This is a genomic window from Arthrobacter liuii, assembly GCF_014639275.1.
Taxonomy (GTDB): domain Bacteria; phylum Actinomycetota; class Actinomycetes; order Actinomycetales; family Micrococcaceae; genus Arthrobacter; species Arthrobacter liuii.
Genome location: NZ_BMFW01000001.1, coordinates 252,547 through 269,268, shown reverse-complemented (window position 1 = coordinate 269,268; position 16,722 = coordinate 252,547). Strand labels below are relative to the sequence as shown.

The 16,722-nt window shown below is 66.7% G+C and carries 12 protein-coding genes and 1 tRNA gene; 12 read left to right on the top strand and 1 reads right to left on the bottom strand.

What is annotated here, in order from left to right:
* Positions 1-73 precede the first annotated feature (73 nt).
* Genes rsmA through IEW19_RS01205 form a run of 3 tightly spaced genes read left to right on the top strand, consistent with a single transcriptional unit; the run spans position 74 to position 3,776 of the window.
* Positions 74-946 carry a 16S rRNA (adenine(1518)-N(6)/adenine(1519)-N(6))-dimethyltransferase RsmA gene (gene rsmA / locus IEW19_RS01215; RefSeq protein ID WP_188569854.1) on the top strand — a complete coding sequence of 291 codons (873 nt, stop codon included), beginning with the start codon at positions 74-76 and terminating at the stop codon, positions 944-946.
* Positions 943-1,902, top strand: coding sequence for a 4-(cytidine 5'-diphospho)-2-C-methyl-D-erythritol kinase (locus tag IEW19_RS01210; protein WP_188569853.1), 960 nt, complete (start codon positions 943-945; stop codon positions 1,900-1,902). The genes rsmA and IEW19_RS01210 overlap by 4 nt, the downstream gene beginning before the upstream one ends.
* Before the next feature lie 47 nt (positions 1,903-1,949).
* On the top strand, positions 1,950-3,776 hold the full coding sequence (locus tag IEW19_RS01205; protein ID WP_188569852.1) for an ABC-F family ATP-binding cassette domain-containing protein: 1,827 nt from the start codon (positions 1,950-1,952) through the stop codon (positions 3,774-3,776).
* 136 nt (positions 3,777-3,912) lie between these two features.
* On the opposite strand, the gene IEW19_RS01200 is transcribed toward IEW19_RS01205, so the two are convergent.
* Positions 3,913-4,539, bottom strand: a complete 627-nt coding sequence (locus IEW19_RS01200; protein ID WP_188569851.1) for a TetR/AcrR family transcriptional regulator — start codon at positions 4,537-4,539, stop codon at positions 3,913-3,915.
* A gap of 132 nt (positions 4,540-4,671) precedes the next feature.
* On the opposite strand from IEW19_RS01200, the gene IEW19_RS01195 reads away from it, so the two are divergent.
* From IEW19_RS01195 to sufU, 9 genes are all read left to right on the top strand, one after another.
* Positions 4,672-4,743: transfer RNA gene (locus tag IEW19_RS01195), tRNA-Gln, on the top strand.
* A gap of 103 nt (positions 4,744-4,846) precedes the next feature.
* Complete coding sequence (gene glmU / locus IEW19_RS01190; RefSeq protein WP_188569850.1) at positions 4,847-6,325, top strand: bifunctional UDP-N-acetylglucosamine diphosphorylase/glucosamine-1-phosphate N-acetyltransferase GlmU; 1,479 nt, start codon at positions 4,847-4,849, stop codon at positions 6,323-6,325.
* Positions 6,326-6,327: 2 nt separating this feature from the next.
* Complete coding sequence (locus IEW19_RS01185; protein WP_188569849.1) at positions 6,328-7,308, top strand: ribose-phosphate diphosphokinase; 981 nt, start codon at positions 6,328-6,330, stop codon at positions 7,306-7,308.
* Between the two features lie 223 nt (positions 7,309-7,531).
* The gene (locus tag IEW19_RS01180; protein WP_188569848.1) at positions 7,532-8,152 is read left to right on the top strand and encodes a 50S ribosomal protein L25/general stress protein Ctc; all 621 of its coding nucleotides are present in this window, start codon (positions 7,532-7,534) and stop codon (positions 8,150-8,152) included.
* 106 nt (positions 8,153-8,258) lie between these two features.
* Positions 8,259-8,864 carry an aminoacyl-tRNA hydrolase gene (pth, locus tag IEW19_RS01175; RefSeq protein WP_188569847.1) on the top strand — a complete coding sequence of 202 codons (606 nt, stop codon included), beginning with the start codon at positions 8,259-8,261 and terminating at the stop codon, positions 8,862-8,864.
* Between the two features lie 207 nt (positions 8,865-9,071).
* Entirely contained in the window at positions 9,072-11,708 is a 2,637-nt protein-coding gene (locus tag IEW19_RS01170; RefSeq protein ID WP_229748243.1) for a helix-turn-helix transcriptional regulator, read from the top strand.
* 31 nt (positions 11,709-11,739) lie between these two features.
* Complete coding sequence (locus IEW19_RS01165) at positions 11,740-14,355, top strand: helix-turn-helix domain-containing protein (RefSeq protein WP_229748242.1); 2,616 nt, start codon at positions 11,740-11,742, stop codon at positions 14,353-14,355.
* Positions 14,356-14,909: 554 nt separating this feature from the next.
* The gene (locus IEW19_RS01160) at positions 14,910-16,235 is read left to right on the top strand and encodes a SufS family cysteine desulfurase (RefSeq protein WP_188569845.1); all 1,326 of its coding nucleotides are present in this window, start codon (positions 14,910-14,912) and stop codon (positions 16,233-16,235) included.
* Between the two features lie 23 nt (positions 16,236-16,258).
* Positions 16,259-16,708, top strand: a complete 450-nt coding sequence (gene sufU, locus IEW19_RS01155) for a Fe-S cluster assembly sulfur transfer protein SufU (protein ID WP_188569844.1) — start codon at positions 16,259-16,261, stop codon at positions 16,706-16,708.
* Positions 16,709-16,722: the final 14 nt, after the last annotated feature.

Below are 16,722 nucleotides of genomic sequence, written 5' to 3'. Positions count from 1 at the left end.
CCCGGGTACATCGGGCCCGGCCACAGCCGTTAACGCGGCAGGGTGAAAGTGCTGCGCGGGATAGGATACCTAGGTGACTGAACCGATCCCCGCCGTGCCCGCACCGTTGTTCGGCGCCTCCGACATACGCCGGATGGCAGCGGAAATCGGGGTCAGGCCCACCAAGACCTTGGGCCAGAACTTTGTTATCGATGGCAACACCATCCGCCGGATTGTCGCCGCCGCAGGCGTGGGTCCGGACGAAACGGTCCTCGAGGTCGGTCCGGGACTGGGGTCCCTCACTTTGGGGCTGCTCGACGCGGCAGCGGCCGTTGTGGCCGTCGAAATAGATCCAGTCCTTGCCGCAAAGCTCCCGGAAACCGTCAAGGAATGGCGGCCGGCCGCAGCCAGCGCGTTCCACTTGGTGCAGGCAGATGCCATGAAGGTCACCGAGCTGCCGGTGGAACCGACGGCCCTCGTGGCCAACCTGCCCTACAACGTGGCGGTTCCCGTGGTGCTGCACCTCCTGCAGCATTTCCCCAGCCTGCGGCATGGCCTGGTGATGGTCCAGGACGAGGTTGCTGACCGGTTGGCAGCCGGCCCGGGATCCAAGACCTACGGCGTGCCCTCCGTCAAAGCCGCGTGGTACAGCCAGATGCGCAAGGCGGGCGTGATCGGGATGAACGTTTTCTGGCCCGCACCGAAAATCCATTCCGGGCTGGTGGCCTTCACCCGCCGCGAGCCGCCGGCCACCACTGCCACCCGCGAACAGGTGTTCGCCGCAGTGGATGCCGCCTTCGCGCAGCGGCGAAAGACCCTGCGGGCCGCGCTTGCCGGCTGGGCCGGGGGGGCCCCGGAAGCGGAGCGCTGCCTGCTCGCAGCCGGCGTCGACCCCACTGCACGCGGCGAGGTCATCGACATCGCGGCGTTCGCCAGGATCGCTGAAGCCAGGGAAAACCGCCCGTGAGCGCGGCAGGCCGGTTCGCCGCCAGGACAGTGCGCGTGAAGGCGCCCGGCAAGGTCAACGTGTCCCTTGCGGTGGGCCCGCTGCGGCCGGACGGCTACCACTCCGTCGCCAGTGTCTACCTCGCAGTGTCCCTGTATGAGGAAGTGGCTGCCACCAGCACTGCTGCCCCCGGGATTTCGATCAGCCTCAGCCCCGAAAGCACCCTGGACCTCGACGCCGTCGACATTCCCCTGGACAGCAACAACCTGGCCTACAAGGCGGCCGCCATCATGGCAGACGTCTCTGAACATGCCACGGGCGTGCACCTGGAAATCACCAAGCGGGTTCCGGTGGCCGGCGGGATGGGCGGCGGATCAGCCGACGCCGCTGCCACGCTCCTCGCGTGCGATGCACTCTGGAACAGCGGGCTGTCCCGGGAGGAACTGGCGCACCTGGCGTCGGAACTGGGTGCGGACGTCCCCTTCTCGCTCCTGGGCGGGACCGCCGTCGGCCTGGGCCTGGGCGATGAACTGTCCCCGGCCCTGGCGAAGGCACAGACCCACTGGGTGCTGGTGGTGGCCGACTATGGCCTGTCCACCCCGGAGGTGTACCGGACGCTGGACCGGCTGCGGGGCGCCGAGGGAATCGAATCGGGTGAACCTACCGGTGTTGACCCCCGGATCCTGGCGGCGCTGCGGGGCGGCGACGCCGAGTCCCTGAGCAGGGTGCTGGTCAACGACCTGCAGCGGGCTTCCATTGAATTGTCGCCGGCGCTGCGCGATACGCTGGGAATCGGCGAATCACATGGCGCCATCGCAGGCATTGTTTCCGGTTCCGGCCCCACCGTCGCTTTGCTGGCTGACGACTCCATAGCCGCGGAGGCGCTGGCGGAGGACATGCAGCGCTACGGCCACACAGCCCTTGCCGTCCACGGCCCGGTCCCCGGGGCGCGGATCATCTCCGACACCCTCCTTTAATACCCGCAGCTCCACCACCCCCATCCGGCAGCAGAAAGCAGTTCCCTTTGGCACACCTTCTTGGCGGCGAGAACCTCACGGTTTCCTACGCAACCCGCACCGTCCTGGACGGCATCACCCTGGGACTGGAAGAGGGGGACCGGATCGGAATGGTGGGCCGCAACGGCGACGGCAAGTCCACCCTGATGCGGCTCCTGGCCCTCCGCTCCACCCCGGACTCCGGCCGCGTCACCAAGCGCGGCGACGTCAACGTGGGATACCTGGACCAAAGCGACGTGCTCGACGGCGACCTGACGGTGGGTGCCGCGATCGTGGGGGACCAGGCCGACCACGAATGGGCGCGGAACCCGCAGATCCGCGAGATCATGGGCGGCCTGGTGTCCGACGTCGACTGGCATGCCAACGTGCACGCCCTCTCCGGCGGCCAGAAGCGGCGCGTGGCCCTCGCCAAACTGCTCATCGAGGACCACGACGTCATCATGCTGGACGAGCCCACCAACCACCTCGACGTCGAGGGCGTGGCCTGGCTTGCCCGGCACCTGAAGACGCGCTGGCGCGCCAACCAGGGCGCCTTCCTCGTGGTCACCCACGACCGCTGGTTCCTGGACGAAGTCTGCAACAAGACCTGGGAGGTTCACGACGGGATCGTGGACCCCTTCGAAGGCGGGTACGCCGCTTATGTCCTGGCCCGCGCGGAACGCGACCGGATGGCTTCCGTTGTGGAAGGCAAGCGACAGCAGCTGGTCAAGAAGGAACTCGCCTGGCTCCGCCGGGGCGCCCCTGCCCGGACCGCCAAGCCGAAGTTCCGCATTGAGGCCGCCAACGCGCTCATCGCCGACGTTCCCGCTCCGCGCGACTCCATGGCCCTGAGCAAAATGGCCACCGCGCGCCAGGGCAAGGACGTCCTGGACCTTGAGAACGTGTCCCTGAACTTCCAGGGCGACGACGGCCGGAAGCTTTTCGACAACATCACCCTCCGGCTGGCCCCGGGGGAGCGCCTGGGCCTGGTGGGTGTCAACGGCGCCGGCAAGACCACCCTGCTGAAGCTGCTCAACGGCGAGGTCACCCCCGACGCCGGCAAACTGAAGCGGGGCAAGACGGTGGTCACCGCAGTCCTCACCCAGGAAGTCAAGGAGCTTGACGACGTCGCGGACCTGCGCGTGATCGAGGTCATTGAGCGGGAAAAGCGTTCCTTCAACGTGGGCGGCAAGGAGTTCACGGCGGGTCAGCTGGTGGAGCAGCTCGGGTTCACCAACCAGAAGCAGTGGACACCGGTGAAGGACCTGTCCGGCGGTGAGCGGCGCCGGCTGCAGCTCCTCCGGCTGCTGGTGGGCGAACCAAACGTGCTGATGCTCGACGAGCCCACCAACGACCTCGACACCGACACCCTCGCCGCCGTCGAGGATGTCCTGGACGGCTGGCCCGGCACGCTGGTAGTGGTCAGCCACGACCGTTACCTGCTGGAACGCGTCACGGACCACCAGATGGCCCTGCTAGGCGACGGAAAGCTCCGCGGCCTGCCCGGCGGCGTGGACCAGTACCTTGAGCTGCGCGAGGCCGCCCTGGCCGGGTCAACCGTGACCGGCGGCGGCAACCCGGTTACCAGCGCAGGCCAGGCCCAGGCGACAACACCGGCGGGTGGCCCCTCCGAAGCCGAAAAGCGGGAAGCCCGCAAGGCCCTCAACCGGATCGAGCGGCAGATCAAGAAGCTCGACCAGCAAGAGAAGAAACTCCACGACGACATGGTCAAGAGCACGGAGAAATCCGACTTCGACGCCCTCGCCGAACAGAACAGGCAGCTCAAGGACCTGGCCGACGAAAAGGACACCCTCGAACTCGAGTGGCTGGAAGCCTCAGAGCTCCTGGGCGACTAGGTCACTTTGGGTGCCGGACATCGGACCTTCCGCGTCGCTTAGGCACGTCGCAATGGGGCACCTGCGGTCGCTGTGCGTCAAAGCGACGAAGGAGCAGCACGCAGAGGACAGGTGCCCCGCTCACGAAGGTGACCACTTACCCTTCGACGTGCAGCTCGGGGTCCTTTTTGAGGCCGGTCAGGCCGTTCCAGGCAAGGTTGACCAGGTGCGCGGCGACGGTGTGCTTGTCGGGCTGGCGGCTGTCCTGCCACCATTGGCCGGTCATGGCCACCATGCCCACGAGCATTTGGGCGTACATGGCGCCGTCCTCCCCGCTGAGGCCGCGGCGGGAGAATTCGTCGGAGAGGATGTGTTCCACGCGGGCGGTGACGTGGGACAGCAAGGTGGAGAAGGCGCCCTCGGGCTGGGACGGGGGAGCGTCGCGCATCAGGATCCGGAAGCCCTGGGTGCGTTCCTCGATGTAGGTGAGCAGCGCCAGTGCTGCGCGTTCCACGAGGACGCGGGGCTTGGCTTCCTCGGTAAGGGCTGCGTTGATTGCGTCCAGCAGGATGTGGAACTCGCAGTCCACCACTTCGGTGTACAGGCCTTCCTTGGAACCAAAGTGCTCGTAGATGACCGGCTTTGACACGCCGGCGCAGGCGGCGATCTCCTCGATGGTGGTCCCGTCCAGTCCACGGACGGCGAAAAGTCCGCGGCCGACGTCGATCAGCTGGCTTCGGCGCTGCAGGCCAGTCATCCGCATTCGCGGAAGGTTGTTGCTCACCTCCCCATCATGCCTCACGGCCGGCGGCGTGATTCCGCGGGACCGGAGGGAAGGAACGCCCCGTGTCGCGCGGGGTGCTGAACCCGTGGCAAAATAGGGACTTGTGCCCGGACCTTGCGTCTTTTGGCACGGTCCGCTCTGGTGTAACGGCAGCACCCCGGCCTTTGGAGCCGTGGAGTATAGGTTCGAATCCTATGGGCGGAACTGCTGCGCGAGGAGCGATCATGAGGATGGCACCCGGTGCCCGGCGGCCTGGCCCGCCGGCAGCCGCAACGTGCCAGCACAACCAAGCAAGGAGAGCCCGTACGTGATCCCCGAGAATGCCGGCCCGGCCGCTGTAATCGTTCTGGCAGCAGGCGCCGGCACGCGGATGAAGTCGCGTACACCGAAGATCCTCCACGAGATCGGTGGCCTGTCCATGGTGGGCCATGCCCTCCGTGCCGCACGCAGCGTCAATCCGCAGAGGCTTGCCATTGTGGTGCGCCACGAACGGGATCTGGTGGAGGATCACGTGTCGGCCCTCGATCCGCAGGCCGTCATCGTTGACCAGGACGACGTCCCCGGCACCGGTCGCGCCGTTGAAGCCGCACTCCAGGCACTGGATGCAGAACTGGGCTTGGCTGGCACGGTGGTGGTCACCTACGGCGACGTACCCCTGCTGTCCGGGGAACTGCTGACAGAACTGGTCGCTACCCATGAGCGCGAACGCAACGCGGTCACCGTCCTCACGGCCGTCCTTGAAGACGCCACCGGTTACGGACGCATCCTCCGCGCCGAAGACGGCACGGTCACGGGCATCCGTGAGCACAAGGACTCCTCCGGGGCCGAACGGCTCATCCGGGAGGTCAACTCCGGGATCTACGCCTTTGACGCCGCTGTCCTGCGCGACGCCCTGGCGCACGTCACCACTGACAACTCGCAGGGCGAAAAGTACCTCACCGACGTGCTGGGACTGGCACGCCAGGCAGGCGGCCGGGTAGCGGCCGTCGTCACCGCGGACCGCTGGCAGGTGGAGGGGGCCAACGACCGCGTCCAGCTGGCCGCCCTCGGCGCCGAGCTGAACCGCCGCACGGTAGAAGCCTGGATGCGTGCCGGGGTGACAGTGGTTGATCCGTCCACCACCTGGATCGACTCGACCGTTACCCTGGACGAGGACGTCCGACTGCTGCCGAACACCCAACTGCACGGCGCCACCGCTGTGGCCAGGGACGCCGTCGTTGGCCCTGACACCACCCTGGCCGACGTCACCGTAGGCGAGGGCGCCACGGTGATCCGCACGCACGGTTCCGGCTCGGTGATCGGCCCGCGCGCCGCCGTCGGCCCCTTCACGTACCTCCGCCCGGGGACAGTGCTGGGTGAGAAGGGCAAGATCGGTGCCTTCTACGAAACCAAGAACGTCACCATCGGCCGCGGCTCCAAGCTGTCCCACCTGGGCTACGCCGGCGACGCCGAAATCGGCGAAGACACCAACATTGGCTGTGGCAACATCACGGCCAATTACGACGGCGAGAAGAAGCACCGCACGGTGATCGGCTCGGGCGTCCGTACAGGCTCCAACACCGTCTTTGTTGCCCCGGTCACCGTGGGGGACGGCGCGTACAGCGGCGCCGGCGCGGTGATCCGCAAGGACGTACCGGCCGGCGCGCTCGCGCTGAGCGTCGCCGCACAGCGCAACGCCGAAGGCTGGGTCCCCGCGCACCGTCCGGGAACCCGCTCCGCTGAATTGGCCCAGGCAGCCACCAACGACTCCTCAAGTACCCCGGCATCTACAGAAGAGGGCAAGTAACAATGAGCGAAATTACGGCGCATGGCGAGAAGAAGCTGGTGCTCGCCTCCGGGCGGGCCCATCCGGAGCTGGCCCGGGAAATCGCCAAGGAGCTCGGCACCGAACTGCTGCCGCTGGATGCCTACGACTTCGCAAACGGCGAGATCTATGTCCGGGCCGGCGAAAGTGTCCGCGGCACTGACGCCTTCGTGATCCAGGCCCACCCTGCCCCGCTGAACAACCACCTCATGGAACAGCTGATCATGATCGATTCCCTGAAGCGGGCCTCCGCCAAGCGGATCACCGTGGTTTCACCGTTCTACCCGTATGCCCGGCAGGACAAGAAGGGCCGGGGCCGCGAGCCCATCTCCGCCCGGTTGGTGGCAGACCTCTACAAGACCGCCGGCGCGGACCGCATCATGAGCGTGGACCTGCACACCTCCCAGATCCAGGGCTTCTTCGACGGCCCGGTTGACCACCTCATGGCCATCCCGCTGCTTGCCGACTACATCCGGACCCGTGTGGGCTCGGACAACATCACTGTCGTGTCGCCGGACACCGGCCGCGTCCGCGTTGCTGAGCAGTGGGCCGAACGATTGGGCGGGGCACCCCTTGCCTTCGTGCACAAGAGCCGTGACCTCACCGTTCCCAACCAGGCGGTCTCCAAGACCGTGGTGGGCCAGATCGAGGGCCGCACCTGCGTCCTGATCGACGACATGATCGATACCGGTGGGACCATTTCAGGTGCCGTCACCGTCCTGAAGAACGCCGGGGCCAAGGACGTCATCATTGCGGCCACCCACGCCGTGTTCTCCGATCCCGCCGCGCGGCGGCTCTCGGAGTCCGGCGCACGCGAAGTGGTGGTCACCAACACGCTGCCGCTGAATTCGTCCCAGCGCTTCCCGCAGCTGACGGTGCTGTCGATCGCACCGTTGATTGCCAGGGCCATCAGGGAAGTGTTCGACGACGGTTCGGTCACCAGCCTCTTCGACGGCAAGGCCTAACGGGCCGTGCCCGCCGGGCGCGTTTTCGGGAAACGCGCCCGGCGCTGGTAAGCTTTTCCCGATACCTTGGCGAGGGAGGGCATAGCCTCCGTTATCGACTGGGTCTGCAGGTCCCTTCACAGGAACCGCCTTCTTGAAGGGCCGCCTCCGGGCCGCCCGGCGTTGAAGGTCACACCAGACCTCCGCCCTTGCTGAACACCGTTTAGTCTTCAAGGAGTTTTCCATGTCTGAGCAGAAGCTCGCAGCAGAACTGCGCACCGAATTCGGCAAGGGCTACGCCCGCCGCGCACGGATGGCCAACCTGATCCCCGCCGTCATCTATGGCCACGGCGCAGAGCCCATCCACGTCACCCTCCCGGCCAAGGCCACCACCCTCGCAGTCCGCACCGCCAACGCCCTGCTGTCCCTGGACATTAACGGCGAAGGCCACCTGGCCCTGGTCAAGGACATCCAGCGCGATCCCGTAAAGCAGATCATCGAGCACATCGACCTCCTGACCGTCCGCCAGGGCGAGAAGGTCACGGTTGACGTTCCGGTCCACCTTGAAGGCGAAACCGCCCCCGGCACCGTCCACAACCTGGAACTGACGGTTGTGTCCCTCGAGGCCGAGGCAACCCACCTGCCCACCGCCGTCGAGGTCAACATCGAAGGCCGCGCCGCCGGCGAGCACATCCACGCCTCCGACCTGGTCCTGCCCAAGGGCACCGTCCTCCTGACCGATGCCGAGGCACTCGTGGTGAACATCTCCGAGGCCGTCGAAATCGCCGAGGAAACTGAAACCGAAGCTGCCGCCGAGGGCGCAGCAGAGGAAGCTCCTGCAGCAGAAGAAGCCGCAGCAGAGTAACCACTCTGCAGTTTCTGACCGTGGCCGGACCCCAAGGGTCCGGCCACTGCCATGTCCGCGAGCCGGCATCCATCTCCGCCCAAACCGCCCCCATAGGATTGACTCCATGACAGATACCTGGCTGATCGTTGGCCTTGGCAACCCCGGCGCGCAGTACCAAGGCAACAGGCACAACGTGGGCCAGATGGTGCTCGATGAACTCGCGGGCCGCATCGGCGCCGGATTCAAGACCCACAAGGCGCGCGCCCAGGTCCTCGAAGGCCGGCTGGGTATCGGTGGGCCCCGGGTGGTCCTGGCCAAGCCGATGAGCTACATGAATGTCTCAGGCGGACCCGTCTCCTCCCTCGCCAACTTCTTCGGCATCCCCGCAGACCATGTGGTGGCCGTCCATGACGAGATCGATATCCCCTTCAACACGGTCAAACTCAAGCTCGGCGGGGGAGAAGGCGGCCATAACGGGCTGCGGGATATCTCCAAGGCGCTCAGCACCAAGGACTATCTGAGGGTGCGCGTGGGGGTAGGGAGGCCACCCGGCAGGATGGACACCGCCGATTACGTGCTGCGCGATTTCGGCACCGCAGAGCAGAAGGAACTGCCCTTCCTGCTGGACGATGCCGCTGATGCCGTCGAGTCCCTGCTTCGCGACGGGCTCACCGCCGCCCAGCAGCGGTTCCACCCGGCCAAATCGGGATCAAACCCGCCGGAATCGTAAAAGTTCCCTTCGGCCCTATTTCCTTGTCTGTGGCACAGGGTACTCTACTTCCTATGTGGGGGAGCAAAGGGGCTACATCCCGCTATTGCAGGATGTAGGGGATAAGTCATGTCAATCGAGCCACTCAGCTGGGGACGTGGGTCAACACCGCAAGGTGACGGGCTGCCCACGTTATCTGTCGCGGCGACGGACGGTCAGCAATGGTCCATGCCTGCACGAAGCGCCACCCTCGACGCCGTCCGTACGTCACTCACCAGCGAAAACTCGCTCGGAGTTGTCATTACCGGCCCCCGGGGCGTGGGTAAGTCCTCCTTGGCGCGTGCAGCAGTGGCCGGCCTGGGCCCTGACATCTGGTCACTGCAGCTCCGGAGCGGCCCTTCCGGTTCCACCGTCCCCTACGGCTGCCTTTCGTTCCTCCTGGCCCGGCTTCCGCAGGCCTACATGGGCTCGCCCACAGCCATCCTGCGGGGCATCACCTCGCTGATCCGCAGCGACGCCGCGGGCAGGCCCTGTGTCATTACTCTGGACACCTCTGCCAGCATCGACGACATGAGTGCCGGCGTGCTGCTCAATGTCCTCCTGACTGGCACGGCAAAAATAGTTGCTGTCGCCCCCAATTCCAGCGATCTGCCGGCGGACTTCCATTGGCTGCTGACGGACCGGAAGCTTACGGAGGTGCGGCTCAGCAACCTCAACGAGCTGCAAACCCGGCAAGTCCTGCTCTCCCTGCTGGGACACCGGGTCGCTTCTTCCCTGGTCAGCACCTACCACCAGATGGTGGGTGGAAATCCCTTGCTGCTCAAAGCCCTCGTCACCGAACAGCAGCTTTCCGGAAACCTGGTCCTGTCCGACTCCGTCTGGACGCTGCGGGACAAGGTGGTCCTCGACGGCGCGGCCAGCCTCGATGACATCGTCCGGTCCCGCTGGTCACGGGAAACACCCCAGACCCGGGACGTCATCGAGATGCTTTCCTGTGCCCGGCGCGTGGAGCTGTCCAGCCTTACCTCGATCTACGGTGCGGACGTGGTTGCGGACATGGAGGACGGCGGGCTGCTGGAGATCGACGACTCGGAGCACCGCTGGGTGTCGCTGCGTGAGAAATACATCGGGGACGTCGTCAGGACCTGGCTGAGCATTTCCCGGCGGCGGGAGCTTCGCAGCGTGTTGCTGCGCGGCCAGGAGCCGGATCCGGCGGCCATGACGGTGGAAGAACTGATGTCTTTTGCCGCCTGGACCCACGAGTGCGAGGCCGAGCTGAGCCCGGCCCTGGCACTTGCCGCCGCCCAGGCCGCAGTCCAGCTCTTCGACCCCCGTTTCGCGTTGACCTACGCGGACATGCTGCGGCGGGCCGACGCTGAGTGGGCGCCGGCACAGCGGCAAAAGGCCTCCGCGTACCTTCAGCTGGACCTGCCCGTCCAGGCCCTCACCGCCCTGCACGACCTCTCGCAGCCGGAACTTGAGGCCCTGGATCCCGAGGAATACGCCCAGGTGGTCGCCGCCAAGGCGCGGGTCATGCTCCACATTCCGGAGCAGGCCGGCAAAGTACGGCAACTGCTCGCGTCCGCCCGGGAACGCCTGGATAACACGGCTCAACACCCTTCGTGGCCTGATCCCGTCGCGGTGGCAGTGAACCGCATCTCGTTGAGCGAATTCGAATACCAGGCCCATGCCGGCGATTATGCCGCCATGATCCCGGCGCTGGAGCGGGCGGCCGATCCCGCTGCCAACCCGGACACCGGGTTCCGGCTCCGGTCCGCAATCATCCTCATGGGCGCCCTTGCCGTGACCGGGCGCGAAATGGAAGCGCTCGGCCTCATGCGGCAACTCGGCGGGCAACTCACCGACGCCTCGCACATCGTGGGCCTCCGTGAGCGCTACGCCGGGGAGGCCTACTTCGTGTCGCTGATGGCCGGGCAGTGGCGGCGCTGCATCGACCTCCTCAGCCCCTTCAACGCCGGGCAGCTGCACCGCCTTCCGTACCGCAGCGCGGCCACCGAACTCGCGGCCGGCGTGGCGTTGACCTTTTCCGGCCGCGGCGAAGCCGCCCTGGAGCCTTTGATCTCCGCCACTGCGCAGCTGGAGCTGCAGCCCGTCCAGGCTGCGCTGCGCACCGCCTATGCGGCCACAGCCTTGGCGTATGCGCAGACCGGCAACGCCGCGTTTGCCCGCAAGTACCTCACGAAGCTGCAGAGGACGTCCGGCAGGGCCGGGTTCGCCACCGAGAGCATCATCGAATTTTGCACCCTTGTGGCCGGACGCTGGCTGGGCGACTCGGAGGCAGTGGCAGGCCTGAAGCACGGGGTGCGCCGGAACCTGGAAGCGGGCCGGCACACTGTTGCCGGCCTCTACCTGCTCGCGGCAACCGTGAACGGCAGCGACGCTGACTTCCGTCTCTTGGAGGAGATCGCCGGCCGCCGCCAAGGCCCGCTCGCCGAAGTCTCGCGGCTGATCGCCGTCGGCAGCAGGACCAAGGATGCCAAGGCCCTGCTTGCCGGCGGCGAACTCGCGGCCACGCTGGAACTCGATGCCGTTGAAGCCCGGTGCATGGCATTGGCTGTGGACTTCGCCCGCCAGGACGGGGACGCCCTGTCGGCCAGGACGGCGCAGGCACGCCTGGACATCCTGGCCGCCACTGTGGCGAACCTTCCCATCGTGCCCAGCAGCGGGAGCCCGCTGCTGACCAGCCGGGAACGGCAGATTGCCCGGATGGCGGGCCGTGGCGCCTCGAACCGTGACATCGCCATGGAAATGGGAGTGTCGGTCCGCACCGTCGAAGGCCACCTGTACCAGGTCTTCACTAAGCTTGGCGTGACTTCAAGGGGTGATCTGACTGGACTCGTCTAATGGCCACAAGCCGGCGCCTTCGCACCGGCTGTTGACCGGTCGCCGGGAGCCGGTGGACCGCATCTGCAACATGCTCCGGAACGGAACCCACCAGGCCGTCTTCATCATGGCCGGCCCGGGCATTGGAAAGTCGGCCGTGACGGACGCCGTGACGGAGCGCCTTGCGGGAAGCATGAACATGTTGCGCATCCACGCAAGCTCGGCCCTGGCCGGCGTGCCGTTCGGAGTGCTCACCCCCTATACGGGAGAGCTCACTGCCGAGGAGTCCGTCTCGCCCGTTTCCGTGCTCCGTTCGATGTGGTCATACTTCGAGAAATTGAAGGCGGGCAACGGGGCCGCAGTCCTGCTTGCAGTGGACGACGCCCACCACCTGGATGACGCCTCCGCCGGCGTGCTGGCAGAGGTCATTTCGGCGGGTTGGGCAACAGTGGTGGCGGCCGCCCGGCCCCGGCCAGGCCTGCCGCAAGCGCTCGACCAGCTCTGGTATGACGGCCTTGCCGAACGCGTGGACCTGCGGCCCCTCAACCGTGAACAGATTGAAGAGGTCCTGGCCCACGTCCTTGACGGGACCGCCCCGGGGGCCACCGTGGACGCCATTTGGCACGCATCGGGCGGGAATCCGCGGATCCTGGACGCCGTGCTGCATGACTCCGCCGAATCCGGGGTCCTCGCCAAGCGCAACGGAATCTGGATGCTCGTGGACTCCCTGCCCGCGGACGGGGCACGGCTCGCAGCGGTGGTTGCCAAAGACCATCTCCGGCGGGGGCCGGAGGAGCAGGAAGCCCTGAAGCTCATTGCCCTTGCCGGGCCGGTGGGCAGGAAGGTGATCGAAGACATCAGCGGTGCAGCAGTGGTCCGCTCCCTGCTGGACCAGCAGATGATCGTCGAAACCCCGGGCATTCCAGCTGAGCTTTCCATTTGGAACGCGCTCTTTGCCGGCGCCATCAGGAACACCGTTTCGGTCTCACGCAGCCTCCAGCTGCTGGAGAAGGTCCAGGCCCACCAGGACCCCACCCTGCTGCAGGGGGAGGGCCGGCTGCGGGCCGTGGAGTGGGCCCTCGAGTGCGGCGTCCGGGTGGGCGATGACGAGATGATGGCGGCTGCCAAGGAGGCCCTGCGGAGGTTCCGCAACCGCAGTGCACGGTCAATTGCCGCCCGCATCCACGCGCCCGCGCTGGTTCCCCTGGCCCAGGCCATCCAAGCGCGGGCGCTGTACAACGAAGGCGCCTATCCGGAGGCTGCTGCCCTCCTGGATGGATGCTGGCTCCCGCTGGCCCAAGACCCTCAGGGGCCAGCCGTCCTGCTTCTCCGGGTCTCGGCACACCAGGCCGTTGGCCATTCCCTTGGAGTGGTGGCGGAGGACGTCGAAAAGCACGGAGGGCTTTCAAGCGGTGATGACAGGAGCTGGCAGGAAGAGCTCGTCCACCTGCTCCAGCTCGGCGCCGCAGTGGATTTCCAGGCGCTGGACCGCGCCGTGGATGTGATGCGGAAGGGGCGCCCGGCAGGCGCCGGAGGAGAACCGCTCCGCGCCCTGGCTGAGGGTCTCCTGGCCCACGCCCTCGCCTCTGCGGGACGGCCCGTCCAAGGATTGAAGGTCGCCCTGCTGGCAGCCTCGGAACTTCCGCCGCTGGAAGGCAGCCTCTATTTCTTCCCCGAGTTCGTGCTGGGGCGGCTTGTCTCCGACTACCTGGCCATGGGCGAATGGGAATCGGCCGAGCGGGAGATCAACCATTACGCCGCCGGACATGCGCCGGGTGCAGCCACCTTCAACGGGAGCCTGCAGCTGCTTCACGGTTACTCGCTGCTGCGGCAGGGGAGAATGGAGCGCGCTTACCAGGTCCTGCTGCCCTCCGTGGAAGCGCTGAGGCTCAACGATCCGCTGCAGCTGTACAGGTTTGGCACCGCACTTGGTTTCTACGCAGCAGCCAGGCTTGGCGACGCAGAACAGGCAAAACGCCTGGAACAGGATCACAAGGACGCCTACGCCGGATGGCCCGCACATGACCTCCTTGCCGAAGCCTACGTGGCGGCGGCCGCTGAATACCTTGCCCGTGACGGCAAGGGCATGGCTGCGCTGCAAACATTGATGACCACCACCGAGGCTTCCGCCCGGACCGGGAACCTCCTTGAAGTCCTTGCCATTTGCTGGGACCTCGGGGACCCCTCAGTGGTCCCCATGGTGCAGACGGCGGCCCGGGGGGTGGAGGGCCGGTGGGCAGAAGCGCTGCTCGCCCTGGCCACCGCATGGGAAAAGGCCGACGGCGACTCGCTCATGGCAACGGCTGCCTCGCTGGAGGAGGCAGGCTTTGTCAACCTGGCCCGTGAGGCCTACGCCCGTGCCAGCACCGTACTCGAGCAGGCAGGGGAACGCCGGCGTTCCCGGCAGGCCGTTGCCCTGCGCGAGAAGTGCGACCACGAACTGGGTGAGCGCTTCCGTGAAGGACGCTTCATCGCGGCGGCGCCCACCGTACGCCTCACCCGGCGGGAACAGGACATCGTCGAACTGGCCGTACAGGGACTGACCGACCGCGAGATCGCACAGCGGTTGATGGTTTCCGTCCGGACGGTGGAAGGCCACCTGTACCGCACCTACGTCAAGCTCGGGGTCCGCAGCCGTGACGAACTGGAGTCGGCCCTGCCAAAGTAGGTCCCGGGCCTGCACCCAGCCCCTGGCGCCTCACTTATGCCGGTCCCGTGGTGGGACCGCTGCTGGCCCCCGCCCGTCCACCAGCTGCCGGTCCGGCGTCGGGTCCCTTCTGGCTGCCACCCTGCCACCTGATGCCGGCGTCGCACCGCCGGCCCTGCCGGGCGAGTGGGGTTCAATCTGCTTCCCGCCAGCTTGCCGGGTAGGAGCGACCCGCCCCGGTAGTACGCCGGCGAAGATTCGAGTACACCCTACTCGTGTACGGGAGGGCACCACGGGATTTACTTAAGGAGGCAAAGCGACGAGGCAGACGGGACGCCGCGGAGCATCGAACAGGACATTGAGGCCCTCTCAACTTCCGGTCCCTGGACCGGGCAAAGACGGGGCCGGCGACGTCAGAGTCTTCTGAGACCGAGACTCTCCCCCCAGCCGTCGCCGGCCCTCTGCTCCCTCGGCTGAAGCCCGGGGCAGCGGTGGCGGCTGCCCCTTCCGGGCGGCCGCCACCGCGGTGTGTGGGACAATTGGGTGTCAGACATTGGCAGCCCAAGGAGTTCGTTTTGGCCGTAATATCGACGCCAGCCACACTGGAACGCGCCGTACCTGTCCTGGACAACGCCGAGGTACTACGCATCCGCAACGACTTCCCGGTCCTCAACCAACTGGTCAACGGGCAGCCGCTGGTCTACCTCGACTCCGGGGCCACATCGCAGAACCCCATGAGCGTCATCGAAGCTGAGCAGGAATTCTACGAGCAGCGCAACGCCGCAGTGCACCGGGGCGCCCACCATCTGGCCGTGGAGGCCACCGAAGTCTTCGAAGATGCCAGGCAAACCATTGCCGGTTTCATCGGCGCGGACTACGCAGAAACCGTCTGGACGTCGAACGCCACGGAGGGACTGAACCTTATTTCCTATGCGCTGTCCAACGCCGCGCTGTGGGCCGCCCAAGGGCGGGGCGGCCAGGAGCTCAGGGGACTGGCACTGAAGCCGGGCGACGAGATCGTGGTGACCGAAATGGAACACCACGCCAACCTGATTCCCTGGCAGGAACTGGCTTTCCGCACGGGGGCGACGCTTCGCTACATCCCCATCGAAGATGACGGCAGCCTCCGCATGGACCAGGCAGCAGCGATCATCGGCCCGCGCACCAAGGTCCTTGCCTTCACCCACGCTTCCAATGTCCTGGGGATCATCAACCCGGTAACGGAACTGGCAGCCCTGGGCCATGCCGCGGGCGCCCTGGTTGTCCTGGACGCCTGCCAGTCCGCTCCGCACCTGCCCTTGGACGTGAAGGAACTTGACGTTGACTTCGCGGTCTTCTCCGGCCACAAAATGCTCGCCCCCACAGGGATCGGCGTGCTCTACGGGCGGCAGGAGCTCCTGGACATCCTGCCGCCGTTCCTGACCGGCGGATCGATGATCACCACCGTCACCATGGAACGGGCGGAGTACCTTCCGGCGCCCCAGCGCTTCGAGGCCGGCACCCAGCGCATCTCCCAGGCAGTAGCCATGGCCGCCGCTGCGAACTACCTCACGGAAACCGGCCTGGACCGCATCCACGCATGGGAGGCCGCCCTGGGCCAACGGATGGTGGCGGGGCTGGAATCCATTCCCGGGGTGCGCGTCCTGGGCCCGGCGGCCGGCAAGGAACGGATCGGCCTCGCCGCGTTCGACGTCGAAGGCGTCCACGCCCACGACGTGGGCCAGTTCCTGGATTCCCAGGGAATCGCCGTCCGTGTTGGGCACCACTGCGCCCAGCCGCTGCACCGGAGGCTGGGACTGACCGCCACGACCCGTGCCAGCGCCTACCTCTACAACACCACCGACGACGTGGACCGCTTCCTTCAAGCCGTGGCCGGCGTCCGGGCCTACTTCCGCGCCTAGCGGAAAAGACGAAAGTTGACACCATGAGCCTTGACCAGCTGTACCAGCAGATCATCCTGGACCATTCCAAGGCCCGCCACGGCAGCGGGCTCGCCGCTACGGAGGCGCCCGCGGGCACATCCACGGGCCAGTCGCACCAGCTCAACCCCGTATGCGGAGACGAAGTGACGCTGCGGCTCGCGGTCCACGACGGCAAGGTGGCCCAGGTCGCCTGGGACGGAGCCGGCTGCTCGATCTCCATGGCCTCCGCATCGGTCCTCACCGACCTGGCCCAGGGCATGACCGTGGCCGAACTGCATGAAGTAATCGACAGCTTCCGCGAGGTGCTGCGCTCGCGGGGCAAGGTCCATGCTGATCCTGAGCTGCTGGGTGATGCCGCTGCGTTCGAGGGAGTGGCGCGCTACGCAGCCCGGGTCAAATGCGCCATGATCTCCTGGGTAGCGGCTGAGGACGCCCTCAACCAGGCGGCCTGAGCCCAACAGAAAAC